Here is a 20,980-nt window from a genome sequence, read left to right as displayed (position 1 = left end):
GCAAGTTTTTAAGCGTTACTGGGGATACTTTGATTTACTGTTCCTTAATTCATCCTCCGAACCTTGAGTTTCAGTGCTTGTGGCTCTAGCAAAATTCTATTATGGGAATTTAAATGCTTGGATTGTGCGATCGCTCCACCCCATCTACATTGATGAGATGATCGTGAGTTCTGTTATAGTACAGATACACTATAAAAAACACAGATCCCAAAAAGTATAATTTGCAGAATTTGTAATTTACAAGGTTATGTAATATGTCTAGTGCGCACACGGGTATTGAGTGGACAGATAAAACTTGGAACCCAACGACTGGTTGTAACAAAGTTAGCCCAGGTTGTTTGCATTGCTATGCAGAAGCTCTCACTAAACGCTTTCCTAATAACTTCAAGAATGGATTTGATTTAACTTTACACCCTGAAAGGTTAGCAGAACCTTTAAAGTGGCGTACTCCAAGTAGAATATTTGTGAATTCAATGAGCGATCTTTTTCATGAAGATGTACCTCTTGATTTCATTCAAAAGGTCTTTAAAGTAATTCATGAAACGCCTTGGCACATATATCAAATATTAACAAAACGACCGGATCGATTACTTGAGTTGGCTTCTGAACTAGAATTTTATGAAAATATCTGGTTGGGTGTGTCAGTCGAAAATCAAAACTATGTTCATCGTGTTGACTTTCTTCGCCAAGTTCCCGCGACTGTCCGCTTTCTTTCGTGTGAACCGCTCTTAGGTGAATTGAATCTTGAGTTAACAGATATTCACTGGGTTATTGTCGGTGGAGAGTCTGGACAAAAACATCGCCCTCTAAAAACTGAGTGGGTAAAAGATATTCATGACCAGTGTCAAGCAGCAGAAGTGGCATTCTTTTTCAAGCAGATTGGCGGAAGAACTTCTAAGGCTGGAGGTAGGTTACTGGATGGTAAAATATGGGATGAAATGCCTGATGCTTGGAAGCGGCATCAAAAAAGATGGGGAAATACTCCAGTGAAATTAGTAGGGAAAAAAGAAAGTTTGGTAATCACTGCTTAGGTGGAAATGTAACTTTTACCGAATCTGCAAATGTAAGTTCACCTTTATTCTTTCTTCGTTTATTAGCAGGTGGCTCTACTACTATTTTGCTTTTAGCTTCAAGATTCTTCAGAGCATCTTTGTAATTCTTGCTAATATAACGCCTTCCAACATGATGCTGATTGTAAATGTCTTGCATGGTTATTGTTCGACCTGCAAATGTATCTAATAACATTTCTTCTAAGTCATCAAGAGGACGATAAAATTCAAAAAGTAACGGTTGTCTATAGGTGGCTGGATTATATTCAAAAGAAGGGACGCCTTGATTTTGTTCAGAACTCTCTTTTGCCATTATGTCTTTCATGATTGCATAGCCTTTGACGTGCTTACTCACAAAGATTAAGTGATGGCTAGTTCGGTTGCCGTTTTCATGTTTAAAGCGAAAAGGTAGAACATACTCTCCACCCATTTCCTTGAGAGCTTCGCAAAGTGCCTCTACAACTGTTAACTCCCGTTCTTCTGGTTTAAGGATTTTTAGTTTTTCGCGTACTTGATCAGCTCGTATTTTTCCAAATAGCGCATTCATGTGTTCTTCAACAGCTGCGTTACCTAAACCCATATTGATCCGGTTGTAATTGAAAAAGAAGATGCAATCACACCCCCAGTTTTTCACAACAGAGTTAATCAGTTGTAGCGATAATCCCTTATATCCCCACGGATCTACAAAAAAGAATGTAGGTACTAACTTTCGCTCGTTAAATGTCTTGACAATATTTTCCCCAACTTCATGATTAATTACTTGAGGCTTATATTTTAAATTTTCAATACCAGGAATTGAATTTATAGTTTCTTGGAGAGAATTAATATGTTCTGCATCAGCATCATTAAATACTGTCACCAACATATTTTGCATATCTGGATTAGAAATCGCAGTCTCTAAAACTTTTATTGGTGTTGATTTTGAACCATCTTTGTATCGACCTGGGCCTGCAAAAAGGTCTATATAGGCAATTCTTGGGTCAACTTTTTTAGCAGTTGGTATAATTACCTTTGCCCAAGCCCAAAAATATTTCTCAACAATTCTAGCTTTTATTAAAGATTGCTCTTTCTGTTCATCAAAGAAGGAAGTATTACTCATACGCAACCCACTTATGTATTACTCTAATGTAGTAATTGTAGGTTGCGTAGAGCCTTTGGTCAAAGTAATAACCTAATCAAAACGCATAGACAGGTAGTAGTTAGTCGTAGAAAACGCTCTTTTTAACAAGTCTATTGGTCAAAAAGCTGACTTCAAAGTTCCCAAAACGGGCGCTACCTCAACCTCGGAAATTTGCGGAACCAAGAGTCCCTTAGCATAAATCTGGGGATTGCTTTGCGAGACTATGGCATAAGACTGGCGAAGATTAGCATTGACTGCAACGGTCTTCACATCGTACATCTGCATCGCCATCTTCGGATAGAAACCAATACCAATAATCATCAGCAGAAAACAGGCAGCAATAAACACCTCACGGGGTCTAGCATCTTCGTAGACTGCATCTTCTGGCACGAGACAGTCTGTACCAAAACAAACTGTTCCGTCATCTTCTTGATTTTCTAAGCTTGCATTATTAATGTCGCATAGCAGTGCTGCGTCTTTACCATAAAACACCTCTCGCAGCATGGAAAGTAGATAAATCGGTGTGAGGATAACTCCAACGGCAGCGAGAAAAACTGTGACGGTGCAAAAAGTCGAACTGTAAACGTCACTGCTTGTCATCCCAACAAATACCGAGAGTTCGCCAGCAAAGCCGCTCATTCCGGGAAGTGCCAGAGATGCCATTGTTCCGATTGTAAACAGGGCAAAGACTTTGGGCATGGCTTGACCAATACCGCCCATATCTTTCATTACCATTGTGTGGGTGCGATCGTAAGTAACACCTGCTAAAAAGAACAGCACTGATGCAATTAAACCATGCGAAATCATCTGCAACATCGCGCCGTTTATTCCCAAATCAGTGAAGGACGCAATGCCAAGCAGTACAAACCCCATGTGAGAAATCGATGAATAAGCTAAACGCCGCTTCATATTGGTCTGAGCAAAGGAGTTCAATGCACCATAGATAATGTTGACAACACCCAGAATGGCTAGAACCGGCGCAAAATAAATGTGTGCATCGGGAAGTAGTTCCAGATTCAAGCGAATCAGCCCATATCCGCCCATCTTCAGCAACACACCAGCTAATATCATCGATACAGGAGATGATGCTTCGCCGTGGGCATCAGGCAACCAAGTATGCATGGGGAAAACAGCAAGCTTGACACCAAATGCAATCAACAATCCTGCATAAAGTAGCAGTTGTAGACTAAGAGGATATTCTTTGCTGGCGAGGGCGGTGATGTCAAATGTCATATTACCGCCGCCATATAGCCCCATTGCCAGGGCTGCCACTAAAATAAATATAGAAGCAGCTGCGGTATACAACAAAAATTTCGTAGCCGCATAACGACGCCTTTGCCCACCCCAAATGCAGACTAGTAGGTAGACAGGAATCAGTTCTACTTCCCACATAATGAAAAATAGCAGCAAGTCTTTGGCAACAAACACCCCTACCTGTGCCGAATACAGCACCAGCATTAAAAAATAGAAGAGGCGAGGTCGACGATCGACTTGCCAAGCTGAAAACATCGAGAGTGTGGTGACAAATCCGGCTAAAAGCACAAGTGGCGCTGAAAGCCCATCGACTGATACCGCCCAGTTAAAACCTAACTGAGGTATCCAGGCATAATTTTCCACCATTTGAAAACTAGCACTGCTGGCATCGTAATGCTTCCAAAACGCATAGCACATCAAGGCAAAATCTGCAATACCTACACCCAGTGCATACCACCGCACGCGCTTACCATCTTTATCAGGCAACACAGGGATGAGCAGGGAAGCAACAAGTGGCAGTAAGACAATCGCGGTAAGCCAGGGAAATTGATCCGCTATCATGTATGTATATAAAAATACTTCTTTAGTCAATTATGTCATTCTACTAAACTTTGTAACAATTTCTTCATAAATCTTTGTCCCAGTTAACTCCTTTGACCGAAAAACAATTGACTGGAGACTGGGAAAGAAATATTTTTATTTGTTAAGTGTTCTTGTGTACGCAGTTGATGATGGTTATTTACTCACGGTACTAATCCCGCCCGCAAAGCACGGACAGCAGCTTGCGTCCTGTCAGCGACACAGAGTTTATTGAGAATACCTCGAACATGAGTTTTGACAGTACCGACTGTTAAATAGAGCCTTTTCGCAATTTCTGCATTGTCACAGCCAGCAACAATCAACTCTAAAACATCCATCTCTCTGTGAGTTAAAGGATAACTGACTATACTTTTCTCAGTATCTGCGTCAATACCTTCAATCAAGACTCGTTTTCCAGATGCGCCTCTGCTGCCATCGGGGAAATCTTGACGTATTTGTTGTAGTACAAGGTCTGCGATCGCTGGATCGATCCATGAGCTACCTGCATAAGTCGTTTGCACAGCCTCTATTAGTTTCTCTGTTTCTATATCCTTCATGCAATAAGAATCTGCACCTGCTGCAAATGCTGCTAAAACTGCTTGTTCGCTATTTTGCATCGTTAAAATTAGCAGTTTTGTTGTGTAGTCCTCATTCTCTGCCTGATGTTGCCTAAATGTGCGTGTTAGCTCAATACCATCCATGTCAGGCAAACCAATGTCAATAGTAGCAACATCCGGCTTGAGGCTTTTCAGAAGCTTGATGCCGTCGGCTGCATTGGCGGCTTCACCAACAATGTTAAACTCTGGCTGAGTTTGTAAGGCAGACCGCAAGCCGATTCTTGTCAGGTTGTGATCTTCAATCACAAGGATCTTGATTTCACTCATAGTTGCTTAACTTTACTGTTATTTATCTAAAGTACAGATTAAAATAATCTCGTTCTTCTATTCGGGATCTTATACAAAAAGCAATGCGTTTGGTATTATTCCCTGAACTTCATCTACCATTAGACATAGATAACCTTATCTCGTAAGCTTTTCTAAGGCAAGAGTTTCGATATGACAATATAATTCAATCAAAAAATATTTTTATACATTAACCTGAAGCTTGATGTTTTATGCTACATAATTTTTCATGAAAAATCTGGTAGCAAGTGAAAGTAGGTGATTATTAAGTAATTATCCTTGCTTCGAGCGGTATTATGCACAGAAAAGTGACTAAAATAACTCACTATAGCACCCAGATACTCATATTAATTGGATAAGTTAGGCGGCTGGTATACTTACAAAAAGAATATTTTATCAAATAAATAATACACAATATACAGAAAAGTAGCAGTTTAATTACGTAGGCAAAAGGTATTTAATTCAGGAAACTCTAAAAGAAAATGTTAATCCTTAATAATCTCAGCGCTGGTGAAGTAAGCTATTACTAGATTTGCTAGGGATAGCCAAGCACTTCTTTTTTATTTAGCCATGTCTTTACCTAAAACTGTCAAAAAAGATAAAATTCTCGTTGTCGATGATATTTTTGACAATCTACTGGTCTTAGAAGCAGTCCTAGAAGATGAGGACTATGAAATTAGCTTGGTAGAAGATAGTAAGATTGCTCTGGCTATGGTTGAAGAGTCACCGCCAGACATAATTCTCTTAGATGTGATGATGCCGGAGCTAGATGGCTATGAATTTACTCGGCGCATCCGACAGAATCAGGCGTTGCCATTTATCCCGATTTTGCTGCTTACGGCTCACTATGAGTCTAGCGTTGTGGAAGGACTAGACGCTGGTGCAGATGACTTCATTCGCAAACCATTCGATCCTGATGAACTACATGCAAGGGTGCGATCGCTCCTGCGCCTTAAGCATAGTATCGACGAACGAGATCAGATGGCGAACCTCCGGGCAGATTTTGTCTCGCGTTTTACTCACGATTTACGTATACCTTTAGTAGCCTCCAACCGCGTATTAAAATTATTGCTGGAAGGCAGGTTTTGCGATGTTTCGCCACAATTGCAAGAGATAATTGATACCATGATTGGCAGCAATCAAGACCTGCTGGAAATGGTAAATACCTTGTTAGAAGTTTATCGTCATGAAGCGGGCTGTAAAACCTTAAAAATTTCTCCCTGCAATATTCAGGAATTAGTTAGTGAAGTTTCCCAAGAATTAACTCCTTTAGCTGAAGAAAAAGGATTAGCTGTAAACATCGATCTAGGTGAAACTGCAAGTGCTATTATGGGCGATCGCATAGAACTGCGGCGAGTTTTGACAAATCTCATCGGCAATGCCATCAAATTTACAGACAAAGGTTCTGTAGATATTCACTGCTATCTGACTCCAATAGCTGTGAATATTGATATCCGAGATACAGGGCCAGGAATTTCTAAACCAGATCAGGCAATATTATTCGAGCGATTTCGTCAAGGAAAACACCAACGTTCTGGTAGTGGTTTGGGATTATATCTTTCTCGCTGTATTATCGAAGCACATCAAGGCACAATCGATGTGACATCTGAACCAGGCAAGGGTAGTACATTTACTATCCGTCTACCTTTAGCTGACGAAAACTAAAAGTAGGCAGATAAAAAATTATTACCGATCGATTTCTGGAACAATATCAGGACGTTCTTTATCTTCCCAATCTACAGGACGTTTGGAATTGTACCAGGCAATTGATCCTATACTCACAGCAGCGATAAAGCCTAATCCTAATAACGCTGTCAGCACAATAGAATAAGTAGAGTTACCTTGCGATCTTGGGATGTCTGTTAAAAGATAGGTAAATAGAATATTAATTATAAATTAGCAGCTTTGACAAATCAGTAATATATGGAGAAAATGTCTTGCGATCGCTATTGTCAAAATCCCTGAAAATCTTAGGTAAAAAATAGAGTTAATAAAGGGAGAAGGTTCAGTAAATAATTATTTAACTTAAACCTTCTTCCTAAATAAAATTTCACCTATTTACATTACCACCAAAATCTAACTACTTGAACAACTTGTTACAGCGAGGAGAACCTCGATCGAGCTGTACTATTTTAATCTAAAGTCTTTTTAACTTCATCTTTGATATTTTCAGCGGTGTGACGGACTTGGGCTTCAGCTTGTTTAGCTTTACCTTCAGCTTTATCTTTAGGATCGCCAGTTACTTCGCCAATTGCTTCTTGTACTTTTCCTTCGACGTTTTTAGCAAAAGCTTTTGCTTTATCTTCGATACTCATATTTTTTGTTCCTAAAGTAGGTTAAGTGTTGATTATTTCTTGCTTGCTGGAAAAGCGCTGCAATATCTATAGATTACTTCTAGAAAACTTTTAATTCTTCTATCTGACGATGTTTTTATGAAGAATATTTGTATCCATTGTACATAACTATTTAAAGGTTAAATTCATCTTGAGAATTCAAATAATATCCAAAAGAGAGAAAGATACCATTATATTGTTCAGTCTTAAGACAAGATAATTTATAACTTCAGGTAGATAGTGATGCTGATAAATGGCAACTTGCCTTATAAAAACTGGATATAATAAATATGTCAACAGTGTGCGGAGGCTTTCAGCTTGGTGGTAGATAGTGCAATATTAGTGAGGCTGTGTATTCAATTTCGGGTAAATGAGATGAGATGCTTTAAAACACTTTCGTCTTTAATCACTAAATGAGGTTAGTTAAATGTCTGAACTTACGGATGAACTTCAATATATTTTGAATTGGTTAAAATCTACCAATCATGATTTTTTTGATTGTTATAATCCAGGTTTAACTCGCCAGCAGATTGACGAAATTACAAAGGATTTACCATTCCGGTTATCCGAAGAAGTATACGAACTTTATCAATGGCGCAATGGAACCGCCGATCTTGGTTATAACAATGGCTATCTACCACTCTATTTTTTGTTTCCTGAGCAATTAAGAGCCGATATTATTTGTTCTTTTTGTTCCTTGCAAGATTCAGTTGATATTTACAAAAGTATAGGGGAAGCAACTAACTACGATGATGCATATTGGAAGCAAGAATGGTTTCCTATTGCTGCGTATGAGACTAAAAGAATGCTTTATGTAGTTGGCGATCTCGATCCATCTCCGGTTTATCTTTGGGATGTTGGTTGCCTTGAGGATTCAATAAGAATATATAAAAATATTATCAGTATGATATCTGTAATTGCAGAGTGTTGTGAGTTTGGTTTATATCAACTCATACCAGATGAAGATGGAGAGGAAGATGACATGATAATCCGAATAGATGAAGAAAAGCTAGAACTTGAAAAAGAGATATATCGAAAATATAACTCATAATTACAGTTAAGAAAAATTGTAGGTTGGGTTAAGCAAAGCGCAACCCAACAAAGTCCTGCAAATGTTGGGTTTTGTTCCTCAAACGCCACTTGCATCTCCCAAGGGGTAGAAGTCGGGAAACCGCAAGGGCGCAGTGGCTCCCCAACCTACGTAGTTTAAGGTTTTTGGGGCTAACCCAAGCGTATTGGGTTATATATTAGTCACATCTTTCTTAAGAATCACTTATTAACTTGCAATCCGCTGTATATTGCTTCTGCAACTCTGACTATTTAAGCAAGTATTAGAAATAACTGACACTAAAAATAGTTGAAATCTCAGTAAATACTTTAGGAGCAGTAGCTTGCAGAATAAGGATTTTGTCACAAAATTTAGCAGAAATCAACATAATTGTTCAGATTTTAACTGAAGAATAGTTTAGCTAGTGCAAGAAGGCATAGAGAAGTCTCAGCAGCGACTTTGAATTACCTAATAAAAGTTGTGACTAATTTCTGCTAAAAGACAGCAGGAAAAATTATCCACGTTTATTTCTAGCTTCTTACTTGTAGTATTTATGAAGATATTTATGCAATCAAATTTTAGTACTCAAGCAACTCCCAACTCCCAATATATAGACTCTAGAATGCAAACAGATTCATCTGTTAACATTCTCGTCGGATATTCTATCTTGATTCCAATGATTGTGTTTGTAGGGTTTAATATCTATAAGAAACACCGGACTGCTGTTTTCCAGCGACAAGTTGCTTCTTTAGAGAAACTGTGGCATTTAAATATTAAAAAAGAGCTTGAAGAAAAATAATCATGAAGTACTTATTTCTAGTTTGGGTGCTTATATTCTCTTTAGTTGCTCCTAGTGCGGCGATATCTGACAACAAGCCGCTTCTCGACGAGAACTTATACCAACACGTTGACGCTGAAGTAAAACAGCCATACAACTTAATATCTGGACTTGGCACAATCCACCATCCAGTTTCTACTTCTAATCCCCAAGCCCAAGAGTTTTTCGATCAGGGATTAAATTTGATTTACGCTTTCAATCATGATGAGGCAGTGCGTTCTTTTGAATATGCTGCCAAACTCGATCCGCATTTAGCGATCGCATATTGGGGTGTTGCTTTAGCCTTGGGGCCTAACATTAACTCAGAAATAGACCCCAATCGGGAATTAGCTGCTTACCAAGCAGTACAGCAAGCTTTGGCCCTTTCTACCCAAGCTTCCACCCAAGAACGAGACTATATTACCGCCTTAGCAAAACGTTACTCTCAAGATGCCGATGCTGATTTGTATCAACTAGCGCTTTACTACGCCAAAGCAATGGGAAACCTAGTCAAGCGCTATCCTAATGATTTGGATGCAGCGACACTTTACGCTGAAAGCCTGATGGATCTGCATCCTTGGCAGCACTGGACTAAAGATGGTAAGCCACAGCCAGATACAGAAGAAATTGTGGCTATTTTAGAATCAGTTCTCAAACGTAACCCGAATCATGCAGGAGCTAATCATTACTATATTCATGCAGTGGAAGCCTCACCTTCTCCAGAACGGGCCCTTGTCAGTGCTAACCGACTCGGAACTCTAGCGCCAGCAGCGGGACACTTGGTACACATGCCAAGTCATATTTATTTTCGTGTGGGAGATTATGAAGGGGCAATGCAGGCAAACAAGCAGGCGATCGCTCAAGATGATATTTACATCAAAAAATATCAAGTCCAGGGCACTTACCCCATGATGTATTACAACCACAACGTACATTTCCTCATGGTGGCCAGTAGCATGGCAGGAAGATATGAAGATGCTCTGAAATCCGCAGATAAATTAGTTCTAAATGCTACTGCAATTGATCCGTATGCACCAATGCTTGAGGGATTCCTTGGCAGCAAAATGCTGATTCAGACACGCTTTAGTGATTGGGATGCCATCTTAAAAACTCCTGCTCCCGAAGCTAAATTGCCCACTACCTCAGCACTTTGGCATTTTGCTCGCGGTATGGCCAGCGCAGCCACAGGCAAACTTGAAGATGCAGCAAGTGAAAGTCGGGCATTACTAGCTGCCAAACAGGGAATTTCCATCGAGAGAACTATTGGATTCAGTCCAGCCAGTACTATTTTAGACATCGCCTCAAAAGTTCTAGACGCCAAAATTGCTAGAGAAAATCATGATTATGAATCTGCCATCCAATTGCTAGAAAAAGCAGTAGTAGCAGAAGATGCTCTTAATTACGTGGAACCACCAGATTGGTACTTTCCGACGCGGGAATCTTTGGGTGCTGTGTTTTTGGCTAAGGGTGACTATAGAGAAGCTGAGAAAGTCTTTCGTGCCGATTTAAAAAAGTATCCCCATAATGGACGTTCTCTATTTGGCTTGCAGGCAAGTTTGCAGGCATTAGGCAAAGACGAGGCCGCTCAACTTGTCAAAGCTGAATTGGAGACAGCTTGGAAAGGTGATGTTCGGCAACTTAAGATTGCAACTTTGGTTAATTAGCCGAACATGATGTTACGCCACTTACTTCCCTTTTCCGAAAGGAGAGGCTAGCGCCAAAGAAAAAGACTCGCGATGCTTGCTGGTATAAGCATCGCAGTTGCTTTTATAGCAGGTTCTCCAAAAGGTACAAGTCACAATAGTTTTATATTTGTTGCCTGACTCTGCCTTTCGTATTAAAATTTTGAAGTAATGCTTCATGGTGAATGCAGTCAAACGTTCAATTCGGATATTAAAGATGCGCCCCTACATGTCTGATTTTCTATATCACCCTACAGAATTTATCTTATTCCATTTCCAACCCCTTTTTGCGGTGGATTGTACTTAGGGTATGTGGGGGCGGGCGATCGCTTAGGTGCGATCGCATCACTAGTTAACTATCTACTGGGTGCAAAGAGTTGGCTCGTATGTCATCCTAGATTTATGAGAGTTAATTCAGTGATGTCTTTGGTTTTAGTATTGAAAGGCTTTTTCCTTTTAGTATTTACAGACTTCTGAGAGAAATTAAAATCTCTACACAGTGATGATTTTGGAGAGAATCGATGTCAATTTATGTAGGTAACCTCTCTTATGATGTTACACAAGAAGATTTAAGTGGTATTTTTGCAGAATATGGTACTGTAAAGCGCGTTCAAGTACCTACTGACCGTGAAACAGGTCGTCCGCGCGGCTTTGCTTTTGTGGAAATGGGAACTGAAGCTGAAGAAACTGCTGCCATTGAAGCTCTCGACGGTGCTGAGTGGATGGGTCGTGACCTGAAAGTGAATAAGGCTAAACCCAAGGAAGACAGAGGTGATAGAGGTTCCTTTGGTGGTGGTAACAGAGGAGGATACGGCAACCGCGGCGGTGGCGGTGGCGGTGGCGGACGATACTAACCTTGGAAACAAAAACTTACCAAGAGTCTTAAGGTCAGACAAACAAGAGTCTGTCTTTTTTTTGTAATGTTACCGCCTGCATAGCCATTGATGAAGTCAACTTAGTAGGAGAAATAATGACCCAAGTAATTGTAGGTGACAATGAACACATTGAGTCAGCCTTACGACGATTTAAACGAGAAGTTTCCAAGGCGGGAATTTTCCCAGACATGAGAAAGCATCGTCATTTTGAAACACCCTTAGAAAAACGCAAGCGCAAAGAAGTTGCCAAGCACAGACAAAGTAAGAGAAGTTTTCGTAATTAAGGGTTGAGATACAGCAGAATTCAGGAGTCAGAATTCAGGAGTCAGAATTCAGAAGCAAAACAGGCTTTATATCTTGCTTTGAGACTTAGCTTGTGTACTTCACCTTCCTAGAAATCCGCTGTAAATATGAATGAATTCCCTCATAGATTCTATGAGGGTTTTTCTTTTATCTATTTTAAAATCAGGAAACCTAAAGAAACGCTAAAATCAAGTCAGCCTTTGTATTGTAGCGGTTGTGTCCCACATCACTCAGAGTGCGGTTCACTGCATAAATCCTGATTGTCAACGTCCTTATCCTCAGCCTTGGGGAAACAAATTTTGCAACAGCTGTGGCGCACCGCTAGAGTTGTTAGACCGCTATGTTCCACTTCAGCCATTAGGATCGGGAGGATTTGCTCAAATCTACACGGTTTGGGATGAAAAAACTCAAACTGAGAAAGTGTTAAAGGTGTTGGTAGAAGATTCGCCCAAGGCACTGGAGTTATTTACCCAAGAAGCGGCAGTTTTATCCGGTTTGCACCATCCAGGTGTCCCCAGAGTCGATGCCGAAGGGTATTTTCAGATACAACTGTTTAACCCCAAACCGCACCAACTGCCTTGTCTGGTAATGGAAAAAATTAATGGGCGGACTTTAGAGGAGATATTAAAAAAGTTTCCCCAAGGGTGTCCAGAGAGTTTGGTTTTAAACTGGTTTGCCCAAGCTGTGCAGATTTTACAAGAATTACACAAACGTCAGATTCTTCACCGGGATATCAAACCTTCTAATTTAATGCTGGGTACATCTTCGCCATCTGTAACCCCGTCTCCAGGTCAATTAGAGGGCGATCGCTTAGTGTTAATTGATTTTGGCGGAGCGAAACAATTTAGCGCCTCTAAGCTGCGTTCTAAGTCTAGTTCCACACGATTATTTTCTTCTGGCTACAGTCCGCCAGAACAAGTAACTGGAGGTATTGTTGGGCCAAGTGCCGATTTTTATGCTCTTGGTCGAACGGCGATCGAACTACTAACAGGCAAATACCCGCTAGAGTTGGAAGATCAGCAAACGGGTAAATTGCGCTGGCGAACTGTGGTGAATGTCAACCCGCAACTAGCAGATTTGCTGGATGAGATGGTGCAGGAGGATGTGCGATCGCGTCCGGCAAATGCAGCTATAATTCAAAAACGTTTGGCGAAGATTTCTCAACCATTACCGCCACCAGGGTTATTTGCCCAACTGCAAGGCAAGATTAAGCAAGCCTCAACGCAAGTTTCCCAGAGATTTACACTGATAACACAAGCTATTGAACAAGTTTTAGCTAACTTTAGCCTAGCTGTCACCAAAACCGTTATTTTTATCGCTCAGACAATCATCAAAATTTTCCGAGCTTGTTTGGCAACGATTTGGGCGATGATCTTGAGTACTATCGGTGCTTATTTTGGTGCGATCGCAGGTTTTATTTTGGCCTATCGTACCAGCTTGGGGCCTCAGATTGTGGAATTGATTGGGAATCAGCTAAATCAATTAGTACCAAATACTCAACCCGTCTTCGGGGCAGATATTTTGGTGTTCGTCGCCGCAGGCTGGGGAACCGCATGGGGACTGACAGTATCCGGGTGTTTTGGTCAACGGCGGCGGTTTTTAGTGGCTTCCCTGATGGGCATAATTAGCTATGGTTTCGGCTGGTTGATTTTGCAATTAATCACCCCAAAAGATAGCGGCGAGGGCTTAGTGGCAGTGATTTTAGTGGCAGTTTCCCTACTCACCTTGAGTTTAGGACTTCGCAGCCATCATGTAGTGTACGCTGTGTTAGCAGCCTTTGGCAGTGCGATCGCCTATGCAGTTTTGATTCTTTTGAAGTTAGCACCTCCAATTTTCCAATTTACCAGTCAACCAGCTTGGTCAGAGTTATACTTGTCCCTGACTTTTTTTGGCGCTGTAGGCTTCTTTATCAGCTTCTGGTTAGGAGTGAGTTATTACCTAATTGTCCCTGGACTGCGCCTTTTAGGATGGCGATGAAAGAGGCGGGGGAGCAGGGGAGCAGAGGGGCAGGGGAGCAAAGGAGGTGGGGAAGAATTAATAACCAATGCCCAATGCCCCATTGTCAATGCCTAAAAACAAGATCCCCCTAGTCGTATTTTTCATCGAGCTAGGGGGATCACATATTTGGTAGTCTATAATTGGTTCGGTATAGTTCCTTACGATTTGATTCTATAGCCTATATTTCCGTTTGAGTAGTCTTACTACTAGAATTTATAGTATTTTTACAGCTTCTTAATCAATGCTTCATCCCTGTACTTCCTTAGAGAAGCAGTATATGTAAGGATGACAGTACGTGATGTTCGTAACTTGTCATTTTTGTAAATATCAGTAAAAAATATGAAACTTAAGATTGTTGCTACCGTCTCCCTGTTAGCTTGTTTAGGGTTTGCAGAGCAGGCTCTTGCGTTAAATCAGCTAGACTTGGATCAGTTGAAAGCAACAAGTGCCTGTCCTCGGTGTAATTTGAGTGGTGCTGACCTAAGTAAGCTGAATCTAACTGGAGCAAATTTGCGAGGGGCTGACTTGAGCGCCGCTACATTATCTCAAGCTAATCTCACGAATGCCGATCTCACCGGTGCAAATTTAGAAGGTGCGATTCTGAATTCGGCGAATCTCAATGGTGCTTCTTTAACAGGAGCAAATTTAAAATCAGCATCCCTGGAAAATGCCGATCTGTCTTTTGCCGGCTTCATAAGTGCCAATTTAGAAGCAGCAAACTTAAAAGATGCCAAATTGCAATTTACTAATTTTCGGGGTGCTAACTACCGATTAACAACTTTAAATAATGGTGTTGTCACCTCCGACAAACCTTATGGCTGGTCATTAGAGCGTCAAAATCCCAGAGAATGTAACGAGTACAAACCCGAAAATACTCCAGGTACAACCTGCTACTCAAAATAAACTGGGCACAAGGGGCAGAGGACAAGGAGACAAGGGGAAAGACTTGTTGTGAGTTCTAACTTTTGTCACCTTGTCCCCCTCTTGTCCCCCTTCTCCCCTCTGCTCCCCTGCTCCCCTGCTCCCCTGCTTCCTTCAACCACCATCCTTGTATAGCAAAAGCATTTTGTTTGTTAACAGTTCTTTATCATGGGAAAAAAGCCTATAGATTAATTCAATCGATGCTTACCCATATAAAAGACTTAGCCGCAAAACTAGCACCTCGCTTAATTGAAATTCGCCGCCACATCCATTCTCACCCAGAACTCAGCGGTCAGGAGTACCAAACAGCAGCCTTTGTAGCTGGTGTTTTGTCTTCCAGTGGACTGCATGTACAAGAGGGAGTTGGCAAAACGGGTGTCATTGGAGAACTTCAAGGCACTGGTCAAAATGACCGTTTATTGGCAATTCGCACTGATATGGATGCCTTGCCAATTCAAGAGGGCACAAATTTGGAATATGCCTCTCGTGCAGATGGGATTATGCACGCTTGCGGTCACGATGTCCACACTACTGTAGGGTTAGGAACGGCGATGGTGCTGTCCCAAATGGCTGAGGAGTTGGGTGGGAAAGTGCGGTTTTTATTTCAGCCAGCCGAGGAAATTGCTCAAGGGGCAAGCTGGATGGTAAAAGATGGGGCGATGGAAAACGTCTCAGCTTTATTAGGGGTTCATGTTTTCCCTTCTATACCCGCAGGTTCTATTGGGGTGCGTTACGGGGCATTGACAGCCGCCGCTGATGATTTAGAGATTCTGATTATGGGAGAATCTGGGCACGGGGCGCGTCCCCATGAGGCGATTGATGCGATTTGGATTGCTTGCCAAGTGATTAGCGCACTGCAACAAGCCATCAGCCGAACACAAAATCCTTTGCGTCCTGTAGTATTGAGTATCGGGAAGATAAATGGTGGCAGAGCGCCGAATATAATTGCGGATAAAGTGCAGTTATTGGGAACAGTGCGATCGCTCCATCCTGAAACCCGTGCCCATCTCCCAAACTGGATTGAAAACATTGTATCTAATGTTTGCCATACCTACGGAGCAAAGTATCAAGTTAATTATCGCCAAGGTGTACCCAGCGTCCAAAATGATTACGCCCTGACGCAATTGTTACAGTCAGCCGCAGAAGAAGCTTGGAGTTGCGATCGCGTTCAAGTCTTACCCGAACCCTCCCTTGGTGCTGAAGATTTTTCTATGTATCTGGAACACGTCCCTGGTTCCATGTTTCGTTTGGGTGTCGGCTACAAAGAAAGAATCATTAACCACCCATTACACCATCCCCAATTTGAAGTTGATGAATCTGCCATTATCACCGGGGTTGTAACTATGGCATACACAGCTTATAAGTACTGTCAGCAAAATTTGTAAACAAAAACTCCCAGCGTTTATCTGCTGGGAGTTTTTGTTTAACTAACTTTTGTTAGCGGATATAAAAAGCTCGAAAGCATTCTACACGTTCGATTCGCTAACAACACCCAATTTCTCTTGAATTCTGGTCTTAGCGGCTTTGAATTCAGTAGCCAGTTGTTCGCTTTCATCGCTGCTCAAGTTGTTACGAATAGCAGCAAACATTGTGCTTTCTTCTTGACGAATATGGTCGCCAACAGCTTCCATAAGCTGTCTAACTCGATCTTTGAATTCAGATGAAGAAGGGCTAATACCCTTAATTTGGTCTAACACCTGCTTCATTTCAGCTTGTTCATCAAAAAGCTCTTGGGTGTTATCTTGACCGTAGAAAGGACGTACTCTTGGGTAGACTACTTCTTCTTCAGCTTCAGCGTGGGCATTTAAATCCTTATAAATTTGACCGAAGTACTCTTGGATCTTCTGGGGATCGTTGCTTTGCAATAGTTCGGTGAACAGGGTATTTACCTTATTGTGATCGAGGCGGATGACATCTTGGATGTTTAGATCCTTTTTGTCGCTGTTTTGGGTGACAGCACTACCTACCACACCACTGACTGCGGCCATCGCGTCTTGAACACGCGCCCAAATTCCTTGATCTGCATCTTGTCCAGTGAATTCACGGACGCCCAAAATTTCCAGAATGCCTTTGAGTTGTTCTTGGTGAGCGCGGTTTTCAAAGTTAATGGTATTCAAAGGCCCAATTGCTAGCAACACATCAGCGCCAATTTTTTGAGCAGCTTTGTGAACTATCAAGCCACTCATTACTAATTGATGTTTCAGTAATTCATGCTGAGATACTTTTTCATACAGGCTCAACTCAGAACCTTTGAACAATTCGCGAGCTTTTTCAATGAATTGTGTAACAGTTTTTTTGGGTTCTGCCTGAATCCCATACTGACCAATTACGGTTTCTAAAACACCAAGGTTTTTTTGATCGTCATTTATGAAATTTCGGATGCGATCGGCAATTTCAGCATCAAGCCCTTGCGTCAAAAGCGATTGTTCATTTTCGATGACCAACTGTTGCAGAGCTTTAAGACTTGCAAGTTTTACAGCAATTGCATTGCGTTTCGTATCATCTAAAGTAGCTACCATCCGTGTTCTCCTCGGCAAAGTGTTCGTAATTCTTACTTGATATAACCTTGACACAGAGGCTAGGGAGATTCCATCTTTCTTTTGAGCGATCGCTCTCACAACTCTGGGTAGATAAACAAAACTTTTCGTTAGAGAAAAATAGAAGCGATCGCTTCTATTTTTGATTGCCATCAAATTAAGCAATTTAGTATTACATTAAAATTCAATAGATTTAGGACTTACGCAAAAACCCTCTCAAACTCTCATTCCTCCGTGAACTCTGCGCCCTCTGTGGTTCGTTTTCCGTTACCCGTGCGTAAGTCCTAAGATTATCTATTTGGGAGTAATCTATATCTTTAGAATGACAATTAACATCAAAAAAACTACTTCTTATTCAAGAGGGCAAAATCGTAACCAGTTCCACTAGAGCAAGACTCACAACGCTCAATTTTGACAAGCATTGCTTCTCCTTGACGCTCCCCGGATGGCGAAAACTGAATCATTCCGGTTGCTCCAGATGTTGAAAAATTGGGATTAGACAATACCCTTTGTAATCCTTCGCGGGTACTATCTTCTTTTAAGCCAGCAATAATTGCTTGCAGTGCATCATAAGCTCCCGCCGTTCTCTGATTTACTTGGGCATTCCAAAGCTGAAAGGCATTTTTCGCAAAAGGATTATCTTTATTAGCATTACGATGCCAATACACAGGTAAAATCATTCCCTCGAGATCCTTGCCATTTTGTAAAGTTGTTGCACTGTACATAGTTTCAGAAGCAAACAGTGGCTTTCTACCTTTAACCTCTTGTGCTACCTTGGTGGCAAAGTATATATTTCTGATTGAAGGCATTAGTAAAAAGCCACTTGCATTTTCTGTTTCGATTGCTTTATCCACAAAAGCTTTAGGGTCAAAATTCTTATCGGCTAAATTGCAAGGTGTACTAATAACGTTGCTGCCATATTTTTTGATAGCTTGAGTGTATTTTTCTACAAGTATCTGATTTGATGAAGAGGTTGAATTATCTCTTGCACTACGAACATCGCCACAAATAGCAACATTTTTGGCTTGTCGAGCAATGTAGCGAGAATGAGTATCTACTAAATTATCATATAACGGATTTACGTGAAACAAATAGTTACTTGTGGAACTATTAGGCTGACTATTTAATGTATTATTATCTAATCTTTCGGAATTTTCTGCTTGATTTGGAAGCTCGACGGGTAAGACTAAAACCAAACCTTTCTCTTTATATATTTCTGCCTTACGTCTAACACCCACGGCAGCTACAAGGCTTTTATCTTCAACTAATTCATTATCTAGACGTGCAGAATCTTCTCTATTCTCAGCACTTGCAATTACAATTTGCAATTTTTTACCATTAATTCCTCCTTGGTTATTAACTTCATTTTGGGCTTGAGCTACACCGCGTAAAATCTCTTCTGCTAAACTAGGATCGAAGCTAATTGGTGCGACGATCGCAACTTTTATTGCTTCTAAATTATCTCGTGCTATTTTGGCATTGTTTAAATAAATTAAAGTTTCTGGATCGTTAGGATTATTTTTTAGTGAAGCAGTAAACTTTTGAACAGCAGTAGTAAAATCTTTCTCAGCAAAAGCTTTAACTCCATCTGTTTTTTCAGGAGATGTTTGCACTTTCACCAAAATCCTTGTACCCAAATTCATTAATGACAACTTATTTGTAAATGAAGATGAAGTTTGTGTGGGGTTTGATGATGTTGTTACGATAGTAGAAGAGACTTTGCTAATTAACCATAAAATAGCTGCTACCATTACCCCAGCTAGACCAAGAGAAATAAGCAGTCTCAAGTTTTCTTTTTTATTTGTCATGAACAATTACCAATATTTTACAAAAATTATCTTAAATAAAGAGATTTATGATAATTGAATAAAACCAAAAAACTAAAGATATTTAGCAATCAGTTTGTTGATTATTTCAGATACACCGACAATAATAACTGTCAATAAACCAGCCAGAATAACTAGCAATCCTACAAGTAATAGTCCATTTAAACCAGCGTTGAGAAGATTATTAGTTAGGAGATTTCTGAAAATAAAGACAACGAGTAAATTTGCGATGATAGCAATAACAATTAAATAAGCTTTTTCTAGAAGCGGGCGAGATTGAATAAAGACTAATCCTCCCAAAATTAGCAACCACAATCCAGAACTAATCCAAGTCGTTCCGAGAAAACTTATAAGTGCGATCGCTAAAAATGAACTACCCGATCCAGCTATTATTGCTCCAGACAATAATCTACTGTTAGAGAATTGTGGTAGATATCGAGTTGATTGATGTTGATTTTGTGGTTGCGATCTCGATCGCAGAGTAGGTGGAATAACTGTAGGAGCCGATGTATACCTTAGCGGTGGCAATTTATTCAAATCTTGTAAAACAGCCTGTGCAGATTGATAACGCTGTTCGTGATTTTCTTGTAGGCACTTATTAAGAATCATCTCTAATTCTTGACTTATGGGTTGCGTTAAATACTGCCGCCAATTAGAAGTCCAACCATAGCCTTGTTTCATCCACAAACTCGAAGGAGAGATATTAGTCAGCAGATGAAAGCAAGTTATTCCTAAACTGTAAATATCGCTGGAAGGAAAAACTTTACCCGCTTGCATTTGCTCAATTGGTGCATAACCTAATGAACCAATAATTGTTCCCACTGCGGTGTTTGTAGGTTCCGTTTTTTGCTTTGCCACTCCAAAATCAATTAGTACTAATTTTCCATCATTTTGACGGCGAATAATATTTTCTGGCTTAAGATCGCGGTGAATTACTTGTTGTTGATGTATGTCTACCAGCACAGATAACAAATCATTTAAAAAATCTCGAATCTTGGCTTCATTAAAAACTCCCTGCTGTTTTAACTCTTGCAACAGATTTTGCCCTTCGATAAACTGCTGCACTAAATACAGATATTCAGATTCCTTAAAATATGCATACAAATTGGGAATTTGGAGATGTTCTCCTAGTTCTTTGAGACGTTTGGCCTCTCGTTCAAACAACTCAGTCGCTTTTTTATGTGCCTGACTACCCTGGCTGCCATAAAATTGACTTAGAACCAGCTGCTTCACAACACATCGTTCATTGAGCTTGTCTATATCTTCTGCGATATATGTGCGTGCAAACCCTCCTCTCCCTAATGGTGCGATGATTCGGTAACGATTTCTCAATAGCGATACCAACTCTGTGCCACAACTGAGGCAGAAATTTGCCCCGTCAGGATTTTGGGGATTCTCGCAATTAGGATTTAGGCAGCAGACCATATAATTATCGCTGTCATTTTATTCGTTTTTAGAATATACCTTAACTAAAGGCGTTGCATTGTAAAGTCTCTACATCAGCAATGGCGATCGCTAGGAATATTTTTGTAGAGAGACTCACTCCATTCTAGTCAGTAAAAACAAGGCTAGGCGATCGCTTCCTTTTGATCCCAAACAGGAAATCACTTGACTTTCAGCAGCCAGCAACTTCATCTCTATTCGACTCATTACTCTCCCCAAATCAACCGCAATTCTCAAAAACAATACCGCCCTTTAAGCAACACTTGTTTCTAACAGAAGCTTTTTTTATCCCA

The 20,980-nt window shown here is 40.6% G+C and carries 18 protein-coding genes; 10 read left to right on the top strand and 8 right to left on the bottom strand.

From position 1 onward, the window contains the following. The first annotated feature begins 254 nt into the window (after positions 1-254). Complete coding sequence (locus ACM0OX_RS00780; protein ID WP_094351338.1) at positions 255-1,031, top strand: DUF5131 family protein; 777 nt, start codon at positions 255-257, stop codon at positions 1,029-1,031. Here ACM0OX_RS00780 and ACM0OX_RS00775 read toward each other — a convergent pair. From ACM0OX_RS00775 to ACM0OX_RS00765, 3 genes are all read right to left on the bottom strand, one after another. Beyond that, positions 1,021-2,148 (bottom strand): three-Cys-motif partner protein TcmP, encoded by a 1,128-nt coding sequence (locus tag ACM0OX_RS00775; protein WP_414512248.1) that lies wholly within the window; start codon positions 2,146-2,148, stop codon positions 1,021-1,023. The genes ACM0OX_RS00780 and ACM0OX_RS00775 overlap by 11 nt on opposite strands. A gap of 138 nt (positions 2,149-2,286) precedes the next feature. After that, complete coding sequence (locus tag ACM0OX_RS00770) at positions 2,287-3,984, bottom strand: NAD(P)H-quinone oxidoreductase subunit 4 (protein ID WP_414512246.1); 1,698 nt, start codon at positions 3,982-3,984, stop codon at positions 2,287-2,289. A 182-nt stretch (positions 3,985-4,166) separates the two neighbouring features. Further along, complete coding sequence (locus ACM0OX_RS00765) at positions 4,167-4,886, bottom strand: response regulator (RefSeq protein ID WP_414512244.1); 720 nt, start codon at positions 4,884-4,886, stop codon at positions 4,167-4,169. A 588-nt stretch (positions 4,887-5,474) separates the two neighbouring features. On the opposite strand from ACM0OX_RS00765, the gene ACM0OX_RS00760 reads away from it, so the two are divergent. Beyond that, positions 5,475-6,569, top strand: coding sequence for a response regulator (locus ACM0OX_RS00760; protein WP_414512243.1), 1,095 nt, complete (start codon positions 5,475-5,477; stop codon positions 6,567-6,569). A 21-nt stretch (positions 6,570-6,590) separates the two neighbouring features. On the opposite strand, the gene psb35 is transcribed toward ACM0OX_RS00760, so the two are convergent. Next, positions 6,591-6,761 (bottom strand): photosystem II assembly protein Psb35, encoded by a 171-nt coding sequence (psb35, locus tag ACM0OX_RS00755; RefSeq protein ID WP_414512274.1) that lies wholly within the window; start codon positions 6,759-6,761, stop codon positions 6,591-6,593. Between the two features lie 275 nt (positions 6,762-7,036). Continuing rightward, on the bottom strand, positions 7,037-7,219 hold the full coding sequence (locus ACM0OX_RS00750) for a CsbD family protein (RefSeq protein WP_334804111.1): 183 nt from the start codon (positions 7,217-7,219) through the stop codon (positions 7,037-7,039). A gap of 445 nt (positions 7,220-7,664) precedes the next feature. Between ACM0OX_RS00750 and ACM0OX_RS00745 the strand changes: the two genes are divergently transcribed. The 8 genes from ACM0OX_RS00745 to ACM0OX_RS00710 all read left to right on the top strand — a co-directional run bounded on the left by ACM0OX_RS00745 (position 7,665) and on the right by ACM0OX_RS00710 (position 16,266). Continuing rightward, entirely contained in the window at positions 7,665-8,288 is a 624-nt protein-coding gene (locus tag ACM0OX_RS00745; protein WP_414512241.1) for an SMI1/KNR4 family protein, read from the top strand. A 562-nt stretch (positions 8,289-8,850) separates the two neighbouring features. Continuing rightward, entirely contained in the window at positions 8,851-9,084 is a 234-nt protein-coding gene (locus ACM0OX_RS00740) for a hypothetical protein (RefSeq protein ID WP_414512239.1), read from the top strand. A gap of 2 nt (positions 9,085-9,086) precedes the next feature. Beyond that, a complete protein-coding gene (locus tag ACM0OX_RS00735) occupies positions 9,087-10,766 on the top strand; it encodes a hypothetical protein (protein ID WP_414512237.1) in 1,680 nt (559 codons plus the stop codon). Between the two features lie 539 nt (positions 10,767-11,305). Further along, positions 11,306-11,638: an RNA recognition motif domain-containing protein gene (locus ACM0OX_RS00730; protein ID WP_094351322.1), complete on the top strand. Its 333-nt coding sequence runs from the start codon at positions 11,306-11,308 to the stop codon at positions 11,636-11,638. A gap of 116 nt (positions 11,639-11,754) precedes the next feature. Beyond that, positions 11,755-11,943, top strand: coding sequence for a 30S ribosomal protein S21 (rpsU, locus tag ACM0OX_RS00725; protein WP_012407716.1), 189 nt, complete (start codon positions 11,755-11,757; stop codon positions 11,941-11,943). A 235-nt stretch (positions 11,944-12,178) separates the two neighbouring features. Then, on the top strand, positions 12,179-13,939 hold the full coding sequence (locus ACM0OX_RS00720) for a serine/threonine protein kinase (RefSeq protein WP_414512235.1): 1,761 nt from the start codon (positions 12,179-12,181) through the stop codon (positions 13,937-13,939). Between the two features lie 360 nt (positions 13,940-14,299). Further along, positions 14,300-14,863: a pentapeptide repeat-containing protein gene (locus ACM0OX_RS00715; protein ID WP_334842404.1), complete on the top strand. Its 564-nt coding sequence runs from the start codon at positions 14,300-14,302 to the stop codon at positions 14,861-14,863. Positions 14,864-15,081: 218 nt separating this feature from the next. Continuing rightward, complete coding sequence (locus tag ACM0OX_RS00710) at positions 15,082-16,266, top strand: M20 family metallopeptidase (protein WP_414512233.1); 1,185 nt, start codon at positions 15,082-15,084, stop codon at positions 16,264-16,266. Positions 16,267-16,347: 81 nt separating this feature from the next. On the opposite strand, the gene ACM0OX_RS00705 is transcribed toward ACM0OX_RS00710, so the two are convergent. From ACM0OX_RS00705 to ACM0OX_RS00695, 3 genes are all read right to left on the bottom strand, one after another. Next, positions 16,348-17,400: a hemerythrin domain-containing protein gene (locus ACM0OX_RS00705; protein ID WP_414512272.1), complete on the bottom strand. Its 1,053-nt coding sequence runs from the start codon at positions 17,398-17,400 to the stop codon at positions 16,348-16,350. Positions 17,401-17,762: 362 nt separating this feature from the next. Further along, positions 17,763-19,226, bottom strand: a complete 1,464-nt coding sequence (locus ACM0OX_RS00700) for an ABC transporter substrate-binding protein (protein ID WP_414512231.1) — start codon at positions 19,224-19,226, stop codon at positions 17,763-17,765. A 72-nt stretch (positions 19,227-19,298) separates the two neighbouring features. Continuing rightward, positions 19,299-20,669: a protein kinase domain-containing protein gene (locus tag ACM0OX_RS00695; protein WP_414512229.1), complete on the bottom strand. Its 1,371-nt coding sequence runs from the start codon at positions 20,667-20,669 to the stop codon at positions 19,299-19,301. Between the last annotated feature and the right edge of the window lie 311 nt (positions 20,670-20,980).

The organism is Nostoc sp. PCC 9305 (assembly GCF_963920915.1).
GTDB lineage: Bacteria > Cyanobacteriota > Cyanobacteriia > Cyanobacteriales > Nostocaceae > Nostoc.
Note: the sequence above shows the minus strand (reverse complement) of the source record. Positions and strands in the feature narration are given on the sequence as shown.

Bases quoted from the DNA above. Each gene is read 5' to 3' on its own strand.
- ACM0OX_RS00715 (WP_334842404.1), top strand. From the start codon at position 14,300: ATGAAACTTAAGATTGTTGCTACCGTCTCCCTGTTAGCTTGTTTAGGG.
- ACM0OX_RS00775 (WP_414512248.1), bottom strand. From the start codon at position 2,148: ATGAGTAATACTTCCTTCTTTGATGAACAGAAAGAGCAATCTTTAATA.
- ACM0OX_RS00730 (WP_094351322.1), top strand. From the start codon at position 11,306: ATGTCAATTTATGTAGGTAACCTCTCTTATGATGTTACACAAGAAGAT.
- ACM0OX_RS00745 (WP_414512241.1), top strand. From the start codon at position 7,665: ATGTCTGAACTTACGGATGAACTTCAATATATTTTGAATTGGTTAAAA.
- ACM0OX_RS00700 (WP_414512231.1), bottom strand. From the start codon at position 19,226: ATGACAAATAAAAAAGAAAACTTGAGACTGCTTATTTCTCTTGGTCTA.
- ACM0OX_RS00780 (WP_094351338.1), top strand. From the start codon at position 255: ATGTCTAGTGCGCACACGGGTATTGAGTGGACAGATAAAACTTGGAAC.
- ACM0OX_RS00740 (WP_414512239.1), top strand. From the start codon at position 8,851: ATGCAATCAAATTTTAGTACTCAAGCAACTCCCAACTCCCAATATATA.
- ACM0OX_RS00735 (WP_414512237.1), top strand. From the start codon at position 9,087: ATGAAGTACTTATTTCTAGTTTGGGTGCTTATATTCTCTTTAGTTGCT.
- ACM0OX_RS00765 (WP_414512244.1), bottom strand. From the start codon at position 4,886: ATGAGTGAAATCAAGATCCTTGTGATTGAAGATCACAACCTGACAAGA.
- ACM0OX_RS00710 (WP_414512233.1), top strand. From the start codon at position 15,082: ATGCTTACCCATATAAAAGACTTAGCCGCAAAACTAGCACCTCGCTTA.
- rpsU (WP_012407716.1), top strand. From the start codon at position 11,755: ATGACCCAAGTAATTGTAGGTGACAATGAACACATTGAGTCAGCCTTA.
- ACM0OX_RS00695 (WP_414512229.1), bottom strand. From the start codon at position 20,669: ATGGTCTGCTGCCTAAATCCTAATTGCGAGAATCCCCAAAATCCTGAC.
- ACM0OX_RS00705 (WP_414512272.1), bottom strand. From the start codon at position 17,400: ATGGTAGCTACTTTAGATGATACGAAACGCAATGCAATTGCTGTAAAA.
- ACM0OX_RS00750 (WP_334804111.1), bottom strand. From the start codon at position 7,219: ATGAGTATCGAAGATAAAGCAAAAGCTTTTGCTAAAAACGTCGAAGGA.
- ACM0OX_RS00770 (WP_414512246.1), bottom strand. From the start codon at position 3,984: ATGATAGCGGATCAATTTCCCTGGCTTACCGCGATTGTCTTACTGCCA.
- ACM0OX_RS00760 (WP_414512243.1), top strand. From the start codon at position 5,475: ATGTCTTTACCTAAAACTGTCAAAAAAGATAAAATTCTCGTTGTCGAT.